Genomic DNA, 17,078 nt, shown 5'->3' on the forward strand with positions numbered 1-17,078 from the left:
CCCTTTTTCTATCGAGCTCCTGCCATCAAGGCTCGGGATCGACGAACTGCAACTCGGGGGAATGTGAGGTGAGTACATCGGCGCAATAGTCCCAGGTCGAGATTCGGTAGTGCTGAATGTCGTCATCCAGATGCAGACCATCGGACTCTTGATGAAACCAGCTGGCAAAGCGCGACGGCGTGATGAGCTGGATCTGCTCCTCGATGCTATGACTCTCTTTTCCCTCTGCCAGATCGCAATCTTCCATCACCCGCACCGCCAGGATATGGCGAAAGTGCACGCGACACAGGGCCAGAGGAGGCAAGTCGATGCTGCGGGCGCGACCAAGCACCACGGTCAATGAGTCACCCCAGATATCCTGATGCAGTTCGGCGACGACAAGACCCGGGGGAAGTTGACGGGACGGAGCCCAGGGGACGGCGACCTGCCGAATGGCGTTTTTCTGTTCCATCGTCTACCTCCACTACAGCGAACTGTATAACTTGAGTGTATCCGAAACGAAAAGCGGTGACAGCGGGAAGAAAAAACCCGGCGAGCGCCGGGTTTTGGGAGATTACTTGACGGCGTCTTTGAGCGCCTTGCCAGCCACAAAGGAGGGCACATTCGCGGCAGCAATCTGGATCTCTTTACCGGTTTGCGGGTTGCGACCGGTACGGCCAGCGCGATGGTTCACCTTGAAGGTACCAAAACCTACCAACTGGACTGCATCACCTTCTTTCAGGCTCTGGGTGATACCGTTGATGATCTCTTCCAGGGCCACTTTAGCCTGAGCTTTGCTCAGATCCGCTTTGGCGGCAATTGCATCGACAAGTTGAGCTTTGTTCATAACATTTCCTTTATGATCGGGCATTTAGCACTTGGTCACTCTATGCAAAAAAAAAGACTCAGGCAAAGGCTTTATCCCGACGCTGGACTCAAATGCTGGGCTTTTCATCAAGAAGTGCGAAAAAAGTCACAGAACCAGTCAGGGTACGGCTTATTCTGACCACAGCAGCACCAAAGATGAGCAGACCATGGAAGGTGCTTGTCACAGTCCCCCCGGATGAGGTAACAATATCCTTACATTGAGGTTGAGCTTAGATCTACTTTCCTGATGGCCGTTGCTGTCGTCACTCAGGAGGCCGGAGCCAGAGTGCTCCCAGCTAATGCCCCATGGAGGGACTATGTTAACTGAACTGGAAAAGACCAAAGACGCGCTGGCAGGAAAGCACAAGGCGATCGATGACTGGCTCGAGGCGAGGCAAGCCCTGCTGGTTGAATATATCCGTCTTGCCGGGCTCAGCCCCTCACGCAGCAAACAACAGCGCTGCCTACCCGGTTGTCCCGAACTGCAGCAATTTTGCGAACAGCTCGTCGACTATGTCAGTGCCGGCCACTTCGAGATCTATCACCATGTCGTCAACGCCTTCGAGCAAGCCAGCGGCGACAGCCTGGAGTTAGCCAAACGCATCTATCCCCATATTCGCAGTTGCACCGAGTTTGCCCTCGAGTTCAACGACAAGTACAGCGATGCCGACGAAGCCCAGCTCTTGAGTCTGGATGAAGACCTCAACAAGCTGGGGCCGGTACTGGAAGACAGGTTCAAGTACGAAGACAGATTGATCACCGCCTTGCACGTGGTCGAAACCCTGAGCTCTCAGCCAGGCTGAGTAGCAATATCGGAGCCAGCGCAAATTCAAGACAGGTAGAGTGGATTACACTCAGGCGCGGGATACCACAAGGCAGGAATTGATAATGACAGAGCGTCGCCGCTTCTCACGCGTACTCTATGCAGCCCAGGCCAACCTGAGTCAGGGCTCACACACTTGGACGACCCAGCTGGTCGATGTCTCCTTGCAGGGGGCCCTGCTGGATCGTCCCGCCAACTGGCATCCAGGCCAGGATCGGGACTATCAACTGAGTTTTTCCTTGGCCGACAGTGACATAGTGCTGACCATGGCTGTAGAACTGAGTCATGAGGATGACCAGCGACTTGGGTTTTACTGCCATCACATCGACATCGACAGCGCCAGCCACCTCAAGCGCATGATCGAACTCAATGTCGGCGATGAGGCCCTGCTGCACCGGGAGCTGGAGCAGTTGCTGGCCGAACACCTGGCCCACCCCCACCCCTGACCCCCAAGAGTCAAGGTGCAGCTGCACAGATGAAAAGAGGGCATCAGGTGCCCTCTTTTCATCTCTTCGCTCAGAGCGCTTCCAACGCATCCGCCAGCTTCTTGACCGGCACCACTTCCATCCCCTCGATAGGGTGTTTGGGGGCATTGGCAAAGGGCACTATGGCACGGCGAAAACCGTGCTTGACCGCCTCTTGCAGCCGCTCCTGACCTGAGGGGACTGGCCGGATCTCGCCAGAGAGTCCCACCTCGCCGAACACCACCAGATCCTTGGGAAGGGCCTGATCGCGAAAACTCGACACCATGGCCAGCAGCAGGGCCAGATCCGCACTGGTCTCCTCGACCTTGACGCCGCCCACCACGTTGATGAAGACATCCTGATCCGCCATCTGCAACCCGCCATGACGGTGCAGCACGGCCAGCAACATGGCAAGGCGGTTGTGATCCATGCCGACGGCTACCCGACGCGGGTTGGAGAGCTGGGAGTAATCCACCAGCGCCTGCAGCTCCACCAGCAACGGCCTTGTTCCCTCCCAGATAACCATGACGATAGAACCAGGGGCCTGTTCTTCCCCCCGGTTCAGGAAGATGGCGGAAGGGTTGCTTACTTCCCTCATTCCCTGCCCCGTCATGGCGAACACACCGAGTTCATTGACGGCGCCGAAGCGGTTCTTGTGGGAGCGCAGGGTGCGAAAACGCGAGTCATGGCCGCCATCGAGCATGATGGAGCAGTCGATGCAGTGTTCGAGCACCTTGGGGCCCGCCAGGGTGCCATCTTTGGTGACGTGACCCACCATGAAGATGGCCACATGGTTCTGCTTGGCATAGCGGGTCAGGAGCGCGGCAGACTCTCGTACCTGAGAGACAGATCCCGGTGCGGACTGCACGTCCGCCACATGCATCACCTGGATGGAGTCGATCACCATCAACTGAGGCTGCTCCTGCTGGGCGATGAGGCAGATCTGCTCAACGCTGGTCTCGGACAGCATACGCAGCTTGTCGGTGGGCAGGCCGAGGCGGTTGGCCCGCATCGCTACCTGCTGCAAGGACTCTTCCCCTGTGACATAGAGGGTCTTCATCCGCTCCGCCAGACCGCACATGGTTTGCAGCAGCAGGGTCGACTTGCCCGCCCCAGGACTGCCACCGATCAATACCGCCGATCCCGGCACTACGCCGCCCCCCAATACCCGATCCAGCTCCTTGAAACCCGAGCTAAAACGGGGGATCTCGGTGGTGGCGATCTCGGCCAGGGTCTGTACCTTGCTGCCGACGGCACCGGCATAGCCGCCGTAGCGGGCCCCCGTGCCCGGGGTCGCGGTGCCAAGACGCACCTCTGTGATGGTATTCCACTCCTTGCACTCGCCGCACTGGCCCTGCCAGCGGCTGAAGGCGGCGCCACACTCGGAGCAGACGTAAGCTGTTTTATTTTTGGCCATGGATAACTCGGGGACAGGATGAATGCCTGCTTGATATACTCGGTTCAGCCCGACAGATCAAACCCGGAACCGGAAAATTGACTTTCCGTAGCAGGAACACATGGACCTAGCCCAACAGCAACCACTGATAGATCAACTCATTACCCTGCAGCGGGAAGCCGATTTTGAAGAGCTCTTCTTGCGTCTCACTGCGGAACAGAGCAGCAACACCCGCTTTCTACTGAAGATGGAACTCAATCGGCGTGGCGCCGACAGCCGCCGGGTGCTCGACATGCGCAGCGACTGGCCGCAGGCCTGCCGGGTGTTTGAGTTTGCCGGTGTCACCCACTTCATGCCGGATGAGGCGATCGCCCAGTTCCAGTCCCACTGCTATCTCTACCGGGATCGCTATACCCTGGGGGTCTACGAGGCGATGCAGGAGTGGCAGCGCAAGGCCCACAGCCGGAGCCTGCCGCCAAGCCAGCATCAGCCGGGCCAGCTGCGTCAACTCGATGTCAATCTCATCACCTTCGCCAGCTATGTGGGCCGCAGCCAGGACAGGATGCACTTCAGCTCTCCCCTTGAGCTGGCGCTGGTCAGCGGTGAGCGGCTCAGCGCAAAGAGTTCGGACCTCTCCATCGGCGGTATCCGGGTCTCGGTGCCCTATTTGCCACGTTTCGAGTCCGGGGATAAGGTGCTGGTGTACTTCCATGGCCTGGACAAGGAGTCCCCGCACCCCTGCCTCGCCACAGGGATAGGTTATCGCATCCTGGGTCAGGAGAGCCGTGATGAGAGGTATTGGCTGCGTCTGGTACGTGAGGAGGAGAATGCCCCCTTCGATGAGTACCTGGCCCGCTTTATCGACAACAACAAGGGCCGTTATAGAGTCAGCGTGGATCACCTGCTGTCGGCGGCCATCATCAAGGGTTACGAGCAGTTCTTCCTGCCACGGATGAGTGGCTTGCCACTCTTTTTCAGCAAAGAGAGTCCGGGGGAGCCGCCCAGGCTCGAGGTGGTGCTCAAGAGCGAGAACAACCTGCACCTGCTCGAATATTGGCGCGACGAGAAGAATCAAGGGACCCTGGCGGGCCTTTTCCCACCCCGTCGCTTGAGCGCTCTGCTGCCCAGTGGTGATGAGTGCCGCGAGACCCTGATCTACAGCTTCACCCACGCGGTACGCAGCCACCTCTATTTCTTCTCTGCCACCGCCGAGGAACTGGTCGAAAGCAGACTGCGCGACCTCTTCTTTCAGGTGGCCGCCAAGAGGCCCAGTTTCCGGGTTTACAAGCTCTCCCTCGACCCCTGCACCCTGACCGAGGCAGACATCAGTAGTCTGCCGACCCAGGAGCTCCCCTTGAGCCAGGACAAACTGCTGCATGCCAGGCTGGAGCGACTCGGCTATGTCGGGCTGTTGCAGGAGATCCCGAGCGAATCGGTGCGGGATGAATACCTGGCCCAACCCCAGGGGCAACACAATGCCAATGCCTTGCAGCGCTTCGGCCACGAGGCAACCCCTCCCCTCTTCGAAGTAGAAACGCTGCACTATGTCCAGCTCAGGCGCGAGGCCCGCTACCTGCACAAGACTGCGGTCGCCCTGCGTCTGGACGAACAAGCCTGTGTCGGCTGGACCCGTGACATCTCAGCCCACGGCATGCAAGTCGAACTAGAAAGCCCCTTCCCCGGCAGCAAGGGCGATCTGGTCACGGTTTCCCTGCCCAGGCTGCAACCCCTCACCAAGCAGCTGGATCTGCAGACCTTGCGCTATCGACTGGTCAACCTCAATCAGAGCCGAACTGTGCTGCATCTCTGCATCGAGGGAGAGCCGGAGCGCCACAGTGGTCGCCAGTTTTTCAGCCTGCTGATCGAGAGCAACCGCACCAAGCTGAAAACCGCACAGGGGCTGCGTCGGTATCGTGGCCTGGCCCGGGCCCTGCGCAACATTTACAGCCACCACGTGTTCAGCAACCCCATCTATATCAACAAGGGCAAAAACAGCATCAAACCCGCGACCCTGGCGCTGGCCCCTCGGCCCCGCTCCCTGGCTCGCCTGCTGCAAGCCTGCGCCGAGGCCCCCGAGCAGGGCAATCTCTACCCCCTGCTCCAGGGCGATCTGCTGCGCCAGCTGATGCTGGATCCCCTGCGCGCCATGGCGCGGGAAGATTTACCCAGGGAGGTCGAGATCTATATCAGCTGGCAGCGGCTGGCCAATGGCGCCCCCCAGTTCCACAGTGTGGCGGCCAGCACCCTGGTCGACATTGGGGCCAAGCGTGACTTTATTCGCCATGCCAGGCTCAAGGGAGAGTTCTACTCGGTGCAGATGGGGCTGTCGCGCACCGGCCGACCGGACACCAACTTCATCGCCAGCGAACTGGATTACATCGCCAAGTTCGCCATTCATAAGGCCAAGCGGCTGGAGGACGAGCTGTGGAGCGTGGTCGGGGTCGGCGAGCTGACCGACACCACCCAGGCCACCTTGCTGCGTCTGGGGCTGGATCCTGGTCAGCATGATAGTGCGGGGCCCAGGCGCCCGCGTTAAGATGAGATAAGAGAACGCGGATCAGCTCACTGATCCGCGTTTTATGTTTGGGGCGTTCTTTCTTATCTGCATCCCATTGTCCGCGTAAACACGCCGCTCAGCCGGCAGGCGGGTGATCCAGCCAACGGAGCACCTCGGGAAAGTGATCCTCGATGGCCTGGGGCGCCGTCAGCATGTTGATGTGGTCGTAATCGAGCCGATTTCCCCTGTCCCGGCCAAGCCGGGTGTGACGGGGCTGGGCTCGGATCCCCAATTCTGCACCGAAACGATACACGTCCTCGGGATGACCCAGCACCCGGTCCGCCTTGGCCGAGATGAACCAGAGGGGTGGCCAAGGGACCCGCTCGGCCGCCTCATCATAGGCAAAGCCATCATAGGGATCCTGCCAGGGGCCACACTTGACCCAGGGGATCGTCTCCTCCAGATAGCGCAGCGGCTCATCGTCGGCACCTATCTTCAAGCGGCGCGCCGCCAGAAAACCACGGCGTCGAGCCAGCCAGGGGGCCAGCCGATTCCAGATAAGATCGACCTTGAACCAGCGCTCCGGACTATGGACAGAGATGCCGCGCTTGCAGCCAAAGAACAGCAGGCTCGCAACCCCCGCCGCCAGCTCGGGAAAACGGACCAGGGTCGAGGCCATCAGGACCCCGCCCCAGGAGTGCGCCACCCAGTGTACCTTGTGACCGGGGTGACGGGCCCTTATCCAGGCCTGCAAGGCAGGCAAGTCCTCGGTGATAAGTTCATGCTGACCATGATCCTGGACCTTGGCGATACTGGGCTCACTCCGACCACGGCCGCGAAAATCGGCCACGTAGACCTGATACCCATGCCGGGCCAGGAAGCAGGCCAGCCCCTTGCCCGACTCGGTGTAAAAAATACGGCCATTCTCGATGGCCCCATGTACCATGAGCACAGGCTCGGCCTGGGTGACCAGCGTGGGGCCTATCTGGCGCAGGTGCAGCTTGTGCTCTCCGCAAGAGACGAAGTGAGAGTGTTGGAGCAGTTCCATCATGACAGCCTTGGTGTGGAGCCATTCCAGCGAGTGTCGGCACAGGCACGTGCCCCCAGCAGACAGATGACCCCCTCCAGATCGTGATGATCCAGACAGGCACTCGCCTGGGCGCGCACAAGCGGCTTGGCGTGAATGGCAATCCCGAGCCCGGCTACCGCCATCATCTTGAGATCGTTGGCGCCATCCCCCACAGCTACCGTCTGGGAGGGGGCGATCCCGCACTCGGTAGCAAGCTGGCTGAGCACCCGTGCCTTGGCCTGCGCATCCACGATTGCCCCGGCCACTTGACCGGTCAGCTTGCCATCCGCGACTGCCAGCTCGTTGGCAAAGATCGCATCCAGGCCCAGGGCCCCTTGCAACTCACCGGCGAAACGAGTGAAGCCGCCCGATGCGATGACCAGCGTCCAGCCTGCCTGCTTGAGAGTATCAACCATCAACTTGAGCCCCGGCATCCAGGGCATGTTCACGGCGACCTCATCCAGTATGCTGACCGGGGCCCCGGCCAGCAGCGCCACCCGGCTGCGCAGGCTGTCGGCAAACTCCAGCTTGCCCTGCATGGCGGCGGCGGTGACGGCAGCCACCTGCTCCCCCACCCCGGCCAGGCGGGCAATCTCGTCGATACACTCCATCTGTATGGCGGTGGAATCCATGTCCATCACCAGCAGACCCGGCTCGGTGAGGCTAGGCAAGGCTGCCAGATGACAGATGTCTATGGTCCAGGTTTCACTTCGGATGATATCGGCCAGGACGGTGGAAAAGCTGTCGGTACCTATCAGCAACAAGGGCACACCGGCAATACGGGCCACAGGATAGAGGCAGGCCGGTATCCCCTCCAGCGCCAACAGCGGTGCCAGTTGTTGCAGGTGCCGGGCGCCAAGGTCATGGCCGAACAGTACCAGCCAGCCCCCCGTTAAGGGACGGGTGGTGCCATGCAGGCTATCGAGACGCAGATCCCACAGGGGAAACGAGGCGAGCTGGGCGGCCCAATCGGTGGGGGCTTGAGGTAAGTTGGACAACAACATGAGCGAAGAACCTTCCTTGGATGTCGGGGGGATAAGCAGTGCGGGCCAGAGTAGCTTATTGCTTTTTATACAGGCAAGCGCCAAGATCCCGCCAGCACCCGCAATCAGGAGAGTCCCTTGCGTCATATGCCTGTCAAACGTCTGCTGAGTCTCGGCGCCGGAGTCGCCCTCGGCGCCTGGGTCCTGGCTTTGCTGATCCACATGCAAAGTGCCAGTCAGGCGGCCTTGCATGATGAGGCGCGCACCCGGGCCCAGGCTCTGGTCAGCTATGCCAGCCGCGACATGCGCCGCTGGCTGAAGGAGGACAACGAGAATGAGCTGGAACGCCTCGCCCAGGAGCTGGCTCAATCCCCCGAGATCCTCGATGTCACCCTCTATGATGCCCGTGGCGTCCCCTTGGCCCAATCGGACAATGCGCTTCCTATCGACAGCCTGCTCCCCATCGGCACGGATAACGCCACGCCACCGAACCAGGGCAAGGGACGCCTGCCCTATGTCGAAGAGATCCTCGACGGTGACAAGACCCTCGGCTATCTGAGGATCACGCTGGAAGAGCAGCAGATGCTGGCCAAGCAAGACAACCAGCTCAAGGTCAATCAGGAGAAGCAGCGGCTGATGCTGCTGGTGATGCTGATGGCGGGATTGCTCATCTCCTACGGGGTACGGCGCAACTATATGCGGGTACGAAAGCACAAAAAGAAGAGCGCCCCTGTGAGCGCTCCCGGTGCCAACGATCCCCCTCCCGGGCTAAGTTGACGATCAGTCTGACACTATTTCCCAGGCTCCATCCGGATTCTGGCATGCCGTGCCAAACGCATCTTCTTTCTTGCCGCCCACAGTGATGCTCTGCTGGAACTCGCGGCAGTAGCGACCATTGTTGCTGGTGCCGTCCCGCACTGCTGTCACCGAGCCTGAGGCGTCGCCATCATTCCAGGTGATGGGCTGGTTCAGGGGAGCTGTGGTCGCCTTGACTTGGGCCGCCTCGTGTTCCCGCTGCTGCTCCTCATTGATGTTATCGAGTATTTTCAATGTGATGGCAGTGAAGGCCAGCCATTTCCAGGCATCATTGTCGTCATAGTAGCTGCCATAACCGCCATACCAGTGACCATAGGGGCGCACCACCACCACATCGTGATAGACCCTGCGTCTATTGGGTGGCACCACTATGTGATTGTGATTGTTGTTGATGACCACATTGTTGCCTTTGATGTCGCGGCGGTTGTCGACGTGGCGATTGTTGACCTTGTGGTTACCGTCGAGCGGGTGATCCTGCACATGGGTGTTCACTGGGCGTCCAGCCTTGTCTCTCGCTCTGACGCTGCCCCAACCCTCATTGAATTTTACCGCTTCCCTGTGCTGGGCCTTGTGAGGCACTGCCGCCTTGCGCTGCACCGCGTGCGGTTTCGTCACCGGATGATGCGCTGGCCGGTGTTGCTGTGCTCTCGGCTGGTGTCTGCCATCCGCAGCCAGTACATCCTGCCAGAGCATCGGGGTCAGCAATGTCAAGGCGAGAAGCGGCGGAGTAAGGATATTCATTCGTTTCATGCTCTTAACCTCAAGGGGACTTGCCCGGAAGTATAGACAGCTCCCTAGCGACCCTGCCTCTTCTCAGCCCATCGAGACCATAAAAAACGGCGACCTGATGGTCGCCGTTTTGCATGAAACCGAAGCCGTGGATCAGTCACCCAGCAGCACGGAGTCCAGTGCGATTTCGATCATGTCGTTGAAGGTCAGCTGACGCTCTTCGGAGGTGGTCTGCTCACCGGTACGGATGTGATCGGAAACGGTGCAGATGGTCAGTGCCTTGGCACCGTACTCGGCGGCCACGCCGTAGATACCGGCGGCTTCCATCTCGACACCCAGGATGCCGTATTTTTCCATCACGTCGAACATGGAGGGATCCGGGGTGTAGAACAGGTCGGCGGAGAAGATGTTGCCCACGCGCACCGGCACGCCCTTGTTCTTGGCGGCTTGCACGGCATTGGCCACCAGACCGAAGTCGGCGATGGCCGCGAAGTCGTGATCCTTGAAGCGCAGGCGGTTGACCTTGGAGTCGGTGCAGGCACCCATTCCGATCACCACGTCGCGCAGTTTCACGTCTTCACGCACGGCGCCGCAGGAGCCCACGCGGATCAGGGTCTTCACGCCATAGTCCTTGATGAGCTCGGTGGCGTAGATGGAGCAGGACGGGATGCCCATGCCGTGGCCCATGACGGAGATGCGACGACCCTTGTAGGTGCCGGTGAAGCCGAGCATGCTGCGCACGTCACACACCTGCTCGACGTTCTCCAGGAAGGTCTCGGCGATGTATTTGGCGCGCAGGGGGTCACCCGGCATCAGTACGGTGTCAGCAAAGGCGCCATCTTTCGCATTGATATGAGGAGTTGCCATTCTCTTGATTCCTTCACACTAGGTTGAGTTTTATTGTCTTTATTGGTTGCCCGCCACCGAGGTGGCGGGCGGGTAAATTACAGGAAGCAGATACCCTGCTGCAACCTGGGCAGACCGCGCCTGAGAGCCGCACTGCCCAAGGCCGGCATCAGAGGAAACTGGTACCGTATTCCAATTTCGGCAAACCGTGGTAGGCCGCTATGCTCTGGCCGATGTCGGCGAAGGTCTCGCGACGACCGACGGAACCCGCCTTGACCGGCTTGCCGAAGAACAGCACGGGGATGTATTCACGGGTGTGATCCGTGCCACCCCAGGTCGGATCGCAGCCGTGGTCGGCGGTCAGCACCACCACATCGCCGTCCTGCAGTATCTCGAACAGCTCCGGCAGACGGGAGTCGAAGTACTCCAGCGCATCGGCGTAGCCCTTGACGTCACGACGGTGACCGTAGGAGGAGTCGAAGTCGACAAAGTTGGTGAAGACGATGGTGTTGTCACCGGCCGCTTTCACCTCTTCCAGGGTTCTGTCCCACAGCTCGGTCAGACCTGTACCCTTCACCTGCTTGGTGATGCCCTGGTTGGCATAGATGTCGGCGATCTTGCCGATGGAGACCACCTGGCCACCCGCTTCTTTCATGTAATCCAGCACGGTCGGCGCCGGCGGCAGCACAGAGTAGTCGTGACGGTTGCCGGTACGCTTGAAATTGCCCTTGCCGCTGCCCACGAACGGACGCGCGATGACGCGGCCTATGTTGTAGGGTTCCAGCAGCTCGCGCACTATGTGGCACAGCTCATAGAGCTTCTCGAGGCCATAGGTCTCTTCGTGACAGGCGATCTGGAACACGGAGTCGGCAGAGGTGTAGAGGATCGGCTTGCCGCTGCGCATGTGCTCTTCGCCCAGATCATCCAGCACCTGAGTACCGGAGGCATGGCAGTTGCCGAGGTAACCCGACAGCCCAGCCTTCTCGACGATGGCGTCCAGCAGCTCCTGGGGGAAGCTGTTGTGGTGATCCTTGAAGTAACCCCACTCGAACAGCACGGGCACACCTGCAATCTCCCAGTGGCCGGACGGAGTGTCCTTGCCGGAGGAGAGCTCCTGGGCGAAACCGTAGGCACCGACTACCTCGATATCCTTCTTCAACCCTGCCGGGAAGTAGCCGGAGGCCAGCTCCCCTGCGTGGCCCAGACCCAGCTTGTTGAGGTTTGGCAGATTGAGGGCACCACGGCCTTCAATGTCACCCGCCGCGCACGCCTTGGCGATATGGCCAAGGGTGTTGGCGCCTATATCTCCGAATTTGTCGGCATCGGCAGCGGCGCCAATACCGAAAGAGTCCATCATCAGAATAAAGGTACGTTTCATGGGAGTTCCCCCTGTTACAAATCGGTCAGACCGATACGACGGTAAACCTCGGGCAGCGCCTCTGGCTGGGTGTCGCCGATCCTGATGGCAGCCTGCACCATGCGGGCAGCCTCGGCAAATTGAGCTTCTGTTTGAGCGTGGATCAGGGCGAGCGGCTTGTCAGCCTCGACGCACTGGCCCAGACGGATAAAGTCGGTCAGACCGACCGCATAATCGAGTTTGTCCCCGGCGGCGCGGCGACCACCGCCCATGGCGACCACGGCCAGGCCCAGTTCGCGGGTATCCATGGCGGTCACGAAACCGCTCTGCGCCGCATACACGGGGCGAACGATGGCTGTCTTGGGCAGGTAAGCATCGTAGCGCTCCATGAAGTCCGCCGGGCCACCGAGGCCGGTCACCATGCGACCGAAGATCTCGGCGGCCTTGCCGTTGTCCAACACCGCCTGCAGCTTGGCACGGGCATCCTGCTCGTCACTCGCCAGGTTGGCGGAGATGAGCATCTCGGCGCACAGGGCCAGGGTCACTTCATGGATGCGCGGATTGCGATATTCACCGGTCAGATAGCGTACCGCCTCGCGCACTTCCACGGCGTTGCCGGCGCTGGAGGCCAGCACCTGGTTCATGTCGGTCAGCAGGGCAGAGGTGCGGCAACCGGCACCGTTGGCCACGGCCACTATGCTCTTGGCCAGCTCTTCGGACGCTTCAAAGGTCGGCATAAAGGCACCTGAGCCCACTTTCACATCCATCACCAGGGCTTCGAGCCCGGAGGCGAGCTTCTTGGAGAGGATGGAGCCGGTGATCATGGCGATGGACTCGACGGTGGCGGTGATGTCACGCACCGCATAGATACGCTTGTCGGCAGGGGCCAGATCGCCGGTCTGGCCGATGATGGCGACACCCGCCTCTTTCACCACCTTCAGGAAGCGATCGTTGTCGACCGAGGTCTGGTAGCCCGGAATGGCATCCAGCTTGTCCAGGGTACCGCCGGTGTGACCCAGGCCACGACCGGAGATCATGGGCACGAAACCGCCGCAGGCGGCGACCATGGGGCCCAGCATTAGGGAGACGACGTCACCCACGCCGCCGGTGGAGTGCTTGTCGACGATGGGGCCACCCAGGTTGAGGTGATCCCAGTTCAATACCATGCCGGAGTCGCGCATGGCGCAGGTCAGGGCAACCCGCTCATCCATGGTCATGTCCTTGAAGTAGACAGCCATGGCCAGCGCCGCTATCTGCCCCTCGCCGATGCTGTTGTTGGTAATGCCCTGGACGAAAAATTGAATCTCTTGGGTACTGAGCGCTTCACCGTTGCGCTTCTTTCGAATAATTTCTTGAGGCAAAAACATCTTTCATTCCCTCCGCCATTGCTGGCGTTACATAAGTTGTTATCCCTGCCCGTACGCCATCTGGCGGGGGCATAACAGGGCGAGCCAGGCTCGCCCCTTATCAACTTAGTAACCGCTGGTGTTGGCAGGCTTGTCGCCATGACCCAAGGTCGCCAGCAGGCTGGCGAGCAGGCTGGAGGCGCCGAAGCGGAAGGTGCGCGGGGAGACCCACTCCTTGCCAAGGATCTCTTCGGCCATGGCCAGGTACTGGCCAGCAACGGCGGCATCTTTCACGCCACCGGCAGGCTTGAAGCCGACGCTCGGGTTCTTGGCCTTGATCACTTCCATCATGATGCGGGCGGCGATCGGGGTCGCATTGACAGGCACCTTGCCGGTGGAGGTCTTGATGAAGTCGGCACCGGCATCGATGCAGATCTCGGAAGCGCGACGGATCAGCGCTTCTTCTTTCAACTCGCCGGTCTCGATGATCACCTTCAGCAGCGCCTTGTCGCCACAGACTTCCTTACAAGCTTTGACCAGATCGAAACCAACCTGTTCATTGCCAGCCATGAAGGCGCGGTACGGGAAGACCACGTCCACTTCATCGGCACCGTACGCCACGGCGGCGCGGGTTTCGGCCACGGCGATCTCGATGTCGTCGTTGCCATGGGGGAAGTTGGTCACGGTGGCGATGCGCACGTCGGCAGCGCCGATGTCACGCAGGGTTTTGCGCGCGATGGGGATGAAACGGGGATAGATACAGACGGCGGCGGTGAGGCCAGCCGGAGACTTGGCCTTGTGGCACAGGTCGATCACCTTCTGATCGGTGTCATCATCGTTCAGGGTGGTCAGGTCCATCAGGTTCAGGGCGCGTTGGGCGGCCAGTTTCAGATCGGTCATGAAATTCTCCAAAGTCTTTGATTTGGCCCCATGAGGCAGACGAGTCAGCTGCGCAGAGGCAGTTGGCCGACAGGTTCCACCCAGCATGCGGGCATGGAAATACAGTGCGACTGCACGGGCAATAGACTGTAAATAAGGCAAGAGCCCTGTCACTTTCTTACAAAAGTGCGGACTTGGTTCCATGAAGACTTGAGAAAGGTCATGCACATCAGACCCTGATTCCCAATCAATTCCATTTGACCGCCAACACCCGATCCCATCGGGCATTAGTCAATGCCAGCAGCCTGCTGGCAATGCCTATTTCAGCCGAGATACCCCCTGTTTGCAAGCCGGATTTGCCAATTCCAGAGGTATCTCACACCGGGCAAATCCACCATTACTCCCTTGTCAGGAGAAGAAACGAGTCAATATCCAAGAGTAGGCGACACCACCAAGGTAGACTCCTACGATACCCATCACTCCGGATAATACCGGTGGTGCCGGGATCGGCAATTTGAGGAAAGAAAACAACAGGCCGACGATGAAGCCGGCAACCATGGCCAGTAACACTTCGTTCATAGAACCTCCGGTTTGACTCACTTCTTTATTATCAGTTTAGGGAGGAAAACGGTTGTCAGCTCCCCAAATGCGAACGCCACAGCATTTGCTGTGGCGTTCGGCTTAAGGCTTGTCAGCCGCACTTACATCGCGGACAGAGCCAGGAAGAAGCCTGCAATGGTGGCAGACATCAGGTTGGACAGGGAGCCTGCCAACACAGCTTTCAGACCAAAGCGCGCAATGTCACCACGACGGTTCGGTGCCATGGAACCCAGACCACCCAGCAAGATAGCGACGGAGGATAGGTTGGCAAAGCCGCACAGGGCGAAGGAGATGATCGCCTTGGTGTGGTCGGACATGACCACGCCGTTGATCAACAACTCATCTTTCAGATATGGAGCAAAGTTCAGGTAAGCCACGAACTCGTTCACCACCAGCTTCTGACCGATGAAGGAACCTGCGACGGTCGCCTCGCTCCAAGGTACACCAATCAGGAAGGCCAGCGGGGAGAATAACCAGCCCAACAGCAGCTCCAGAGAGAGCTGGGGATAGCCGAACCAGCCACCAATCCCGGAGAAGATACCGTTGATCATGGCGATCAAACCGATGAAGGCCAGCAGCATGGCGCCGACGTTCAGGGCCAGTTGCATACCGGAGGAAGCGCCGGCGGCGGCAGCATCGATCACGTTGGCTGGCTTGTCATCCAGGTCGCCATCGGCGCTATTTTCGTCATAGTTCGGGCTCTGGGTCTCAGGCACGAGCAGCTTGGCGAACAACAGACCACCGGGAGCTGCCATGAAGGAGGCGGCGATCAGGTATTCCATCTTGACGCCCATGGCGGCATAACCGGCAAGTACGGAACCGGCAACGGAAGCCAGGCCACCACACATGACGGCAAACAGCTCGGAGTCAGTCATCTTGCCGATGAAGGGACGCACCACCAGCGGGGCCTCGGTCTGACCGACGAAGATGTTGGCTGTTGCAGACAGGGACTCAGTACGGGAGGTACCCAGGACTTTTTGCAGCGCGCCACCGAGCAGCTTGATAACAAGTTGCATGATGCCGAGGTAATACAAAACGGCAATCAGTGAGGAGAAGAAGATGATGACTGGCAGAACACGGAAGGCAAATACAAAGCCACCACCACCAAATACTTCAAACATCTTATCGCTGACCAGGCCACCAAACAGGAAATTAATACCATCCTGGCCATAGCTAATGACGCTGGAAACGGCACTGGATACGCCGACCAGAATATCGCGACCAACCGGAACATACAGAACGAATGCCCCCAGACTGGCTTGAATAACAAACGCACCAGCCACGGTACGGATGTTGATTGCCTTGCGGTTGCTGGAGAACAGCACCGCGATAAGGATAAGCGTCGCCATCCCTACCAGACCCATGATCAAACTCATTGTTATCTTCCTCGTAGTAGCACCTTCCAACTTGTTAATAAGTTGTGTCCCAAACTTATCAATCAAGGGTGCGCATTATACTAATTGGCTCGCGACAAAGTATAAGGGCGGTCACATTTTGTAAGCATCAAATCGACCAACTGACGTTAAATTAGACCGCAAACGATTTTTATCCGCGTGCTTTTTCACCCAAGGCCATCTGGAAGTTAAATAAATGTTGGTGTTTTATTTGTTGAGATGAAAACTGTGATATGTGGATTCACACAACACCCTTGCAACATGCTCGATAGGCAAACGTTTTACACTTGCCAGTTCATCAAGCACCTTTAATAAAGAGAGTGGCGAATTACGCTGCCCTTGCGCCCCCGAGAGGGGCATGTCAGGCGAATCGGTTTCCAGCAAAAGAGACTCGAGCGGCATGGCCGCCACCGCTTCTCTGGTTTTGTTGGCCCGCTCATAGGTGATGGTGCCGCCGATCCCCAGCTTGAAGCCCAGCTGCCAGAAACGCTCGGCCTGATGCAAAGAGCCGCTGAAGGCGTGAATGACCCCTCCCCTGGCGGGCTTGTTGCGGCGCAATATCTTGAGCACATCGTCGTTGGCTCGCACCGAATGCACGATGAGCGGAAGGTCCATCTCCATGGCCAACCTCACTTGTGCCTCAAACAGAGCTAACTGCCCCTCCTGGACAAGATGGGAGCGACCATCCAGACCGCACTCCCCGATAGCAACCAAGCCCGCCGGACGTTCGGCAGACAAGGTCTCGAGCTGCGCCATCACATCCTCTGGTTGATCAGCCACGAAGCATGGATGCACGCCCAGAGCAAAGAAGAGATCGGGCTCGCTAGCCGCCAGCGCCATCACCCGCCGCCAATTGCTGGCGCCGATAGTGGGGATGATGAAGCCCGCAATACCACGCAGGCGGCATTCGGCCAGCAGTGCAGCGCGATCCGGATCGAACTCGGGGAAATCGAGGTGGCAGTGGCTGTCAAACAACCTCATAGAACAGGGCTCGCTATATCAAAGAGAAGAGGATATGCAGGCTACCGAGTGA

General features: G+C 59.2%; 17 protein-coding genes. 4 read left to right on the forward strand and 13 right to left on the reverse strand.

The genetic code is table 11. The annotated features are described in order from the left end of the window. Positions 1 to 25: 25 nt before the first annotated feature. Together ACSMDR_RS08445 and hupA are read right to left on the reverse strand one after the other, a co-directional pair. Positions 26 to 451: a hypothetical protein gene (locus ACSMDR_RS08445; RefSeq protein ID WP_436467911.1), complete on the reverse strand. Its 426-nt coding sequence runs from the start codon at positions 449 to 451 to the stop codon at positions 26 to 28. Positions 452 to 553: 102 nt separating this feature from the next. After that, a complete protein-coding gene (gene hupA, locus ACSMDR_RS08450) occupies positions 554 to 826 on the reverse strand; it encodes a nucleoid-associated protein HU-alpha (RefSeq protein WP_005305063.1) in 273 nt (90 codons plus the stop codon). A 337-nt stretch (positions 827 to 1,163) separates the two neighbouring features. On the opposite strand from hupA, the gene ACSMDR_RS08455 reads away from it, so the two are divergent. Together ACSMDR_RS08455 and ACSMDR_RS08460 are read left to right on the forward strand one after the other, a co-directional pair. Then, the gene (locus ACSMDR_RS08455; RefSeq protein ID WP_005893701.1) at positions 1,164 to 1,649 is read left to right on the forward strand and encodes an Rsd/AlgQ family anti-sigma factor; all 486 of its coding nucleotides are present in this window, start codon (positions 1,164 to 1,166) and stop codon (positions 1,647 to 1,649) included. An 85-nt stretch (positions 1,650 to 1,734) separates the two neighbouring features. Then, complete coding sequence (locus ACSMDR_RS08460; RefSeq protein WP_005893704.1) at positions 1,735 to 2,115, forward strand: PilZ domain-containing protein; 381 nt, start codon at positions 1,735 to 1,737, stop codon at positions 2,113 to 2,115. Positions 2,116 to 2,185: 70 nt separating this feature from the next. On the opposite strand, the gene radA is transcribed toward ACSMDR_RS08460, so the two are convergent. Then, positions 2,186 to 3,550 carry a DNA repair protein RadA gene (gene radA, locus ACSMDR_RS08465; protein ID WP_436467912.1) on the reverse strand — a complete coding sequence of 455 codons (1,365 nt, stop codon included), beginning with the start codon at positions 3,548 to 3,550 and terminating at the stop codon, positions 2,186 to 2,188. A gap of 100 nt (positions 3,551 to 3,650) precedes the next feature. Between radA and ACSMDR_RS08470 the strand changes: the two genes are divergently transcribed. Next, positions 3,651 to 6,065 (forward strand): PilZ domain-containing protein, encoded by a 2,415-nt coding sequence (locus ACSMDR_RS08470; protein ID WP_436467913.1) that lies wholly within the window; start codon positions 3,651 to 3,653, stop codon positions 6,063 to 6,065. Between the two features lie 97 nt (positions 6,066 to 6,162). Here the strand turns inward: ACSMDR_RS08470 and ACSMDR_RS08475 are convergent, their stop codons facing one another. Both ACSMDR_RS08475 and serB read right to left on the reverse strand, forming a co-directional pair. Further along, positions 6,163 to 7,074: an alpha/beta fold hydrolase gene (locus ACSMDR_RS08475; protein WP_436467914.1), complete on the reverse strand. Its 912-nt coding sequence runs from the start codon at positions 7,072 to 7,074 to the stop codon at positions 6,163 to 6,165. Beyond that, positions 7,074 to 8,099 carry a phosphoserine phosphatase SerB gene (gene serB, locus ACSMDR_RS08480; RefSeq protein ID WP_436467915.1) on the reverse strand — a complete coding sequence of 342 codons (1,026 nt, stop codon included), beginning with the start codon at positions 8,097 to 8,099 and terminating at the stop codon, positions 7,074 to 7,076. The genes ACSMDR_RS08475 and serB overlap by 1 nt, the downstream gene beginning before the upstream one ends. Before the next feature lie 117 nt (positions 8,100 to 8,216). Between serB and ACSMDR_RS08485 the strand changes: the two genes are divergently transcribed. Further along, the gene (locus tag ACSMDR_RS08485; protein WP_040318873.1) at positions 8,217 to 8,855 is read left to right on the forward strand and encodes a YtjB family periplasmic protein; all 639 of its coding nucleotides are present in this window, start codon (positions 8,217 to 8,219) and stop codon (positions 8,853 to 8,855) included. 3 nt (positions 8,856 to 8,858) lie between these two features. Here ACSMDR_RS08485 and ACSMDR_RS08490 read toward each other — a convergent pair whose 3' ends face one another. From ACSMDR_RS08490 to ACSMDR_RS08525, 8 genes are all read right to left on the reverse strand, one after another. Next, on the reverse strand, positions 8,859 to 9,644 hold the full coding sequence (locus ACSMDR_RS08490) for an RT0821/Lpp0805 family surface protein (protein ID WP_436467916.1): 786 nt from the start codon (positions 9,642 to 9,644) through the stop codon (positions 8,859 to 8,861). Positions 9,645 to 9,776: 132 nt separating this feature from the next. Beyond that, on the reverse strand, positions 9,777 to 10,490 hold the full coding sequence (deoD, locus tag ACSMDR_RS08495; RefSeq protein WP_436467917.1) for a purine-nucleoside phosphorylase: 714 nt from the start codon (positions 10,488 to 10,490) through the stop codon (positions 9,777 to 9,779). A gap of 148 nt (positions 10,491 to 10,638) precedes the next feature. Next, entirely contained in the window at positions 10,639 to 11,847 is a 1,209-nt protein-coding gene (locus ACSMDR_RS08500; protein WP_436467918.1) for a phosphopentomutase, read from the reverse strand. Between the two features lie 14 nt (positions 11,848 to 11,861). Continuing rightward, on the reverse strand, positions 11,862 to 13,193 hold the full coding sequence (deoA, locus tag ACSMDR_RS08505; protein WP_436467919.1) for a thymidine phosphorylase: 1,332 nt from the start codon (positions 13,191 to 13,193) through the stop codon (positions 11,862 to 11,864). A gap of 105 nt (positions 13,194 to 13,298) precedes the next feature. After that, positions 13,299 to 14,072 (reverse strand): deoxyribose-phosphate aldolase, encoded by a 774-nt coding sequence (gene deoC, locus ACSMDR_RS08510; RefSeq protein ID WP_436467920.1) that lies wholly within the window; start codon positions 14,070 to 14,072, stop codon positions 13,299 to 13,301. A gap of 387 nt (positions 14,073 to 14,459) precedes the next feature. Beyond that, positions 14,460 to 14,630 (reverse strand): XapX domain-containing protein, encoded by a 171-nt coding sequence (locus ACSMDR_RS08515; protein ID WP_005907220.1) that lies wholly within the window; start codon positions 14,628 to 14,630, stop codon positions 14,460 to 14,462. Between the two features lie 122 nt (positions 14,631 to 14,752). Beyond that, entirely contained in the window at positions 14,753 to 16,027 is a 1,275-nt protein-coding gene (locus ACSMDR_RS08520; protein ID WP_005907221.1) for a NupC/NupG family nucleoside CNT transporter, read from the reverse strand. A 225-nt stretch (positions 16,028 to 16,252) separates the two neighbouring features. Beyond that, positions 16,253 to 17,026, reverse strand: a complete 774-nt coding sequence (locus ACSMDR_RS08525) for a TatD family hydrolase (protein ID WP_436467921.1) — start codon at positions 17,024 to 17,026, stop codon at positions 16,253 to 16,255. Positions 17,027 to 17,078: the final 52 nt, after the last annotated feature.

Source organism: Aeromonas molluscorum, from assembly GCF_051376105.1.
Classification (GTDB): domain Bacteria; phylum Pseudomonadota; class Gammaproteobacteria; order Enterobacterales; family Aeromonadaceae; genus Aeromonas; species Aeromonas molluscorum.

Coding starts and splice junctions, on each gene's coding strand:
- ACSMDR_RS08445 (WP_436467911.1), bottom strand. CDS start 451: ATGGAACAGAAAAACGCCATTCGGCAGGTCGCCGTCCCCTGGGCTCCG.
- hupA (WP_005305063.1), bottom strand. CDS start 826: ATGAACAAAGCTCAACTTGTCGATGCAATTGCCGCCAAAGCGGATCTG.
- ACSMDR_RS08455 (WP_005893701.1), top strand. CDS start 1,164: ATGTTAACTGAACTGGAAAAGACCAAAGACGCGCTGGCAGGAAAGCAC.
- ACSMDR_RS08460 (WP_005893704.1), top strand. CDS start 1,735: ATGACAGAGCGTCGCCGCTTCTCACGCGTACTCTATGCAGCCCAGGCC.
- radA (WP_436467912.1), bottom strand. CDS start 3,550: ATGGCCAAAAATAAAACAGCTTACGTCTGCTCCGAGTGTGGCGCCGCC.
- ACSMDR_RS08470 (WP_436467913.1), top strand. CDS start 3,651: ATGGACCTAGCCCAACAGCAACCACTGATAGATCAACTCATTACCCTG.
- ACSMDR_RS08475 (WP_436467914.1), bottom strand. CDS start 7,074: ATGGAACTGCTCCAACACTCTCACTTCGTCTCTTGCGGAGAGCACAAG.
- serB (WP_436467915.1), bottom strand. CDS start 8,099: ATGTTGTTGTCCAACTTACCTCAAGCCCCCACCGATTGGGCCGCCCAG.
- ACSMDR_RS08490 (WP_436467916.1), bottom strand. CDS start 9,644: ATGAAACGAATGAATATCCTTACTCCGCCGCTTCTCGCCTTGACATTG.
- deoD (WP_436467917.1), bottom strand. CDS start 10,490: ATGGCAACTCCTCATATCAATGCGAAAGATGGCGCCTTTGCTGACACC.
- ACSMDR_RS08500 (WP_436467918.1), bottom strand. CDS start 11,847: ATGAAACGTACCTTTATTCTGATGATGGACTCTTTCGGTATTGGCGCC.
- deoA (WP_436467919.1), bottom strand. CDS start 13,193: ATGTTTTTGCCTCAAGAAATTATTCGAAAGAAGCGCAACGGTGAAGCG.
- deoC (WP_436467920.1), bottom strand. CDS start 14,072: ATGACCGATCTGAAACTGGCCGCCCAACGCGCCCTGAACCTGATGGAC.
- ACSMDR_RS08515 (WP_005907220.1), bottom strand. CDS start 14,630: ATGAACGAAGTGTTACTGGCCATGGTTGCCGGCTTCATCGTCGGCCTG.
- ACSMDR_RS08520 (WP_005907221.1), bottom strand. CDS start 16,027: ATGAGTTTGATCATGGGTCTGGTAGGGATGGCGACGCTTATCCTTATC.
- ACSMDR_RS08525 (WP_436467921.1), bottom strand. CDS start 17,026: ATGAGGTTGTTTGACAGCCACTGCCACCTCGATTTCCCCGAGTTCGAT.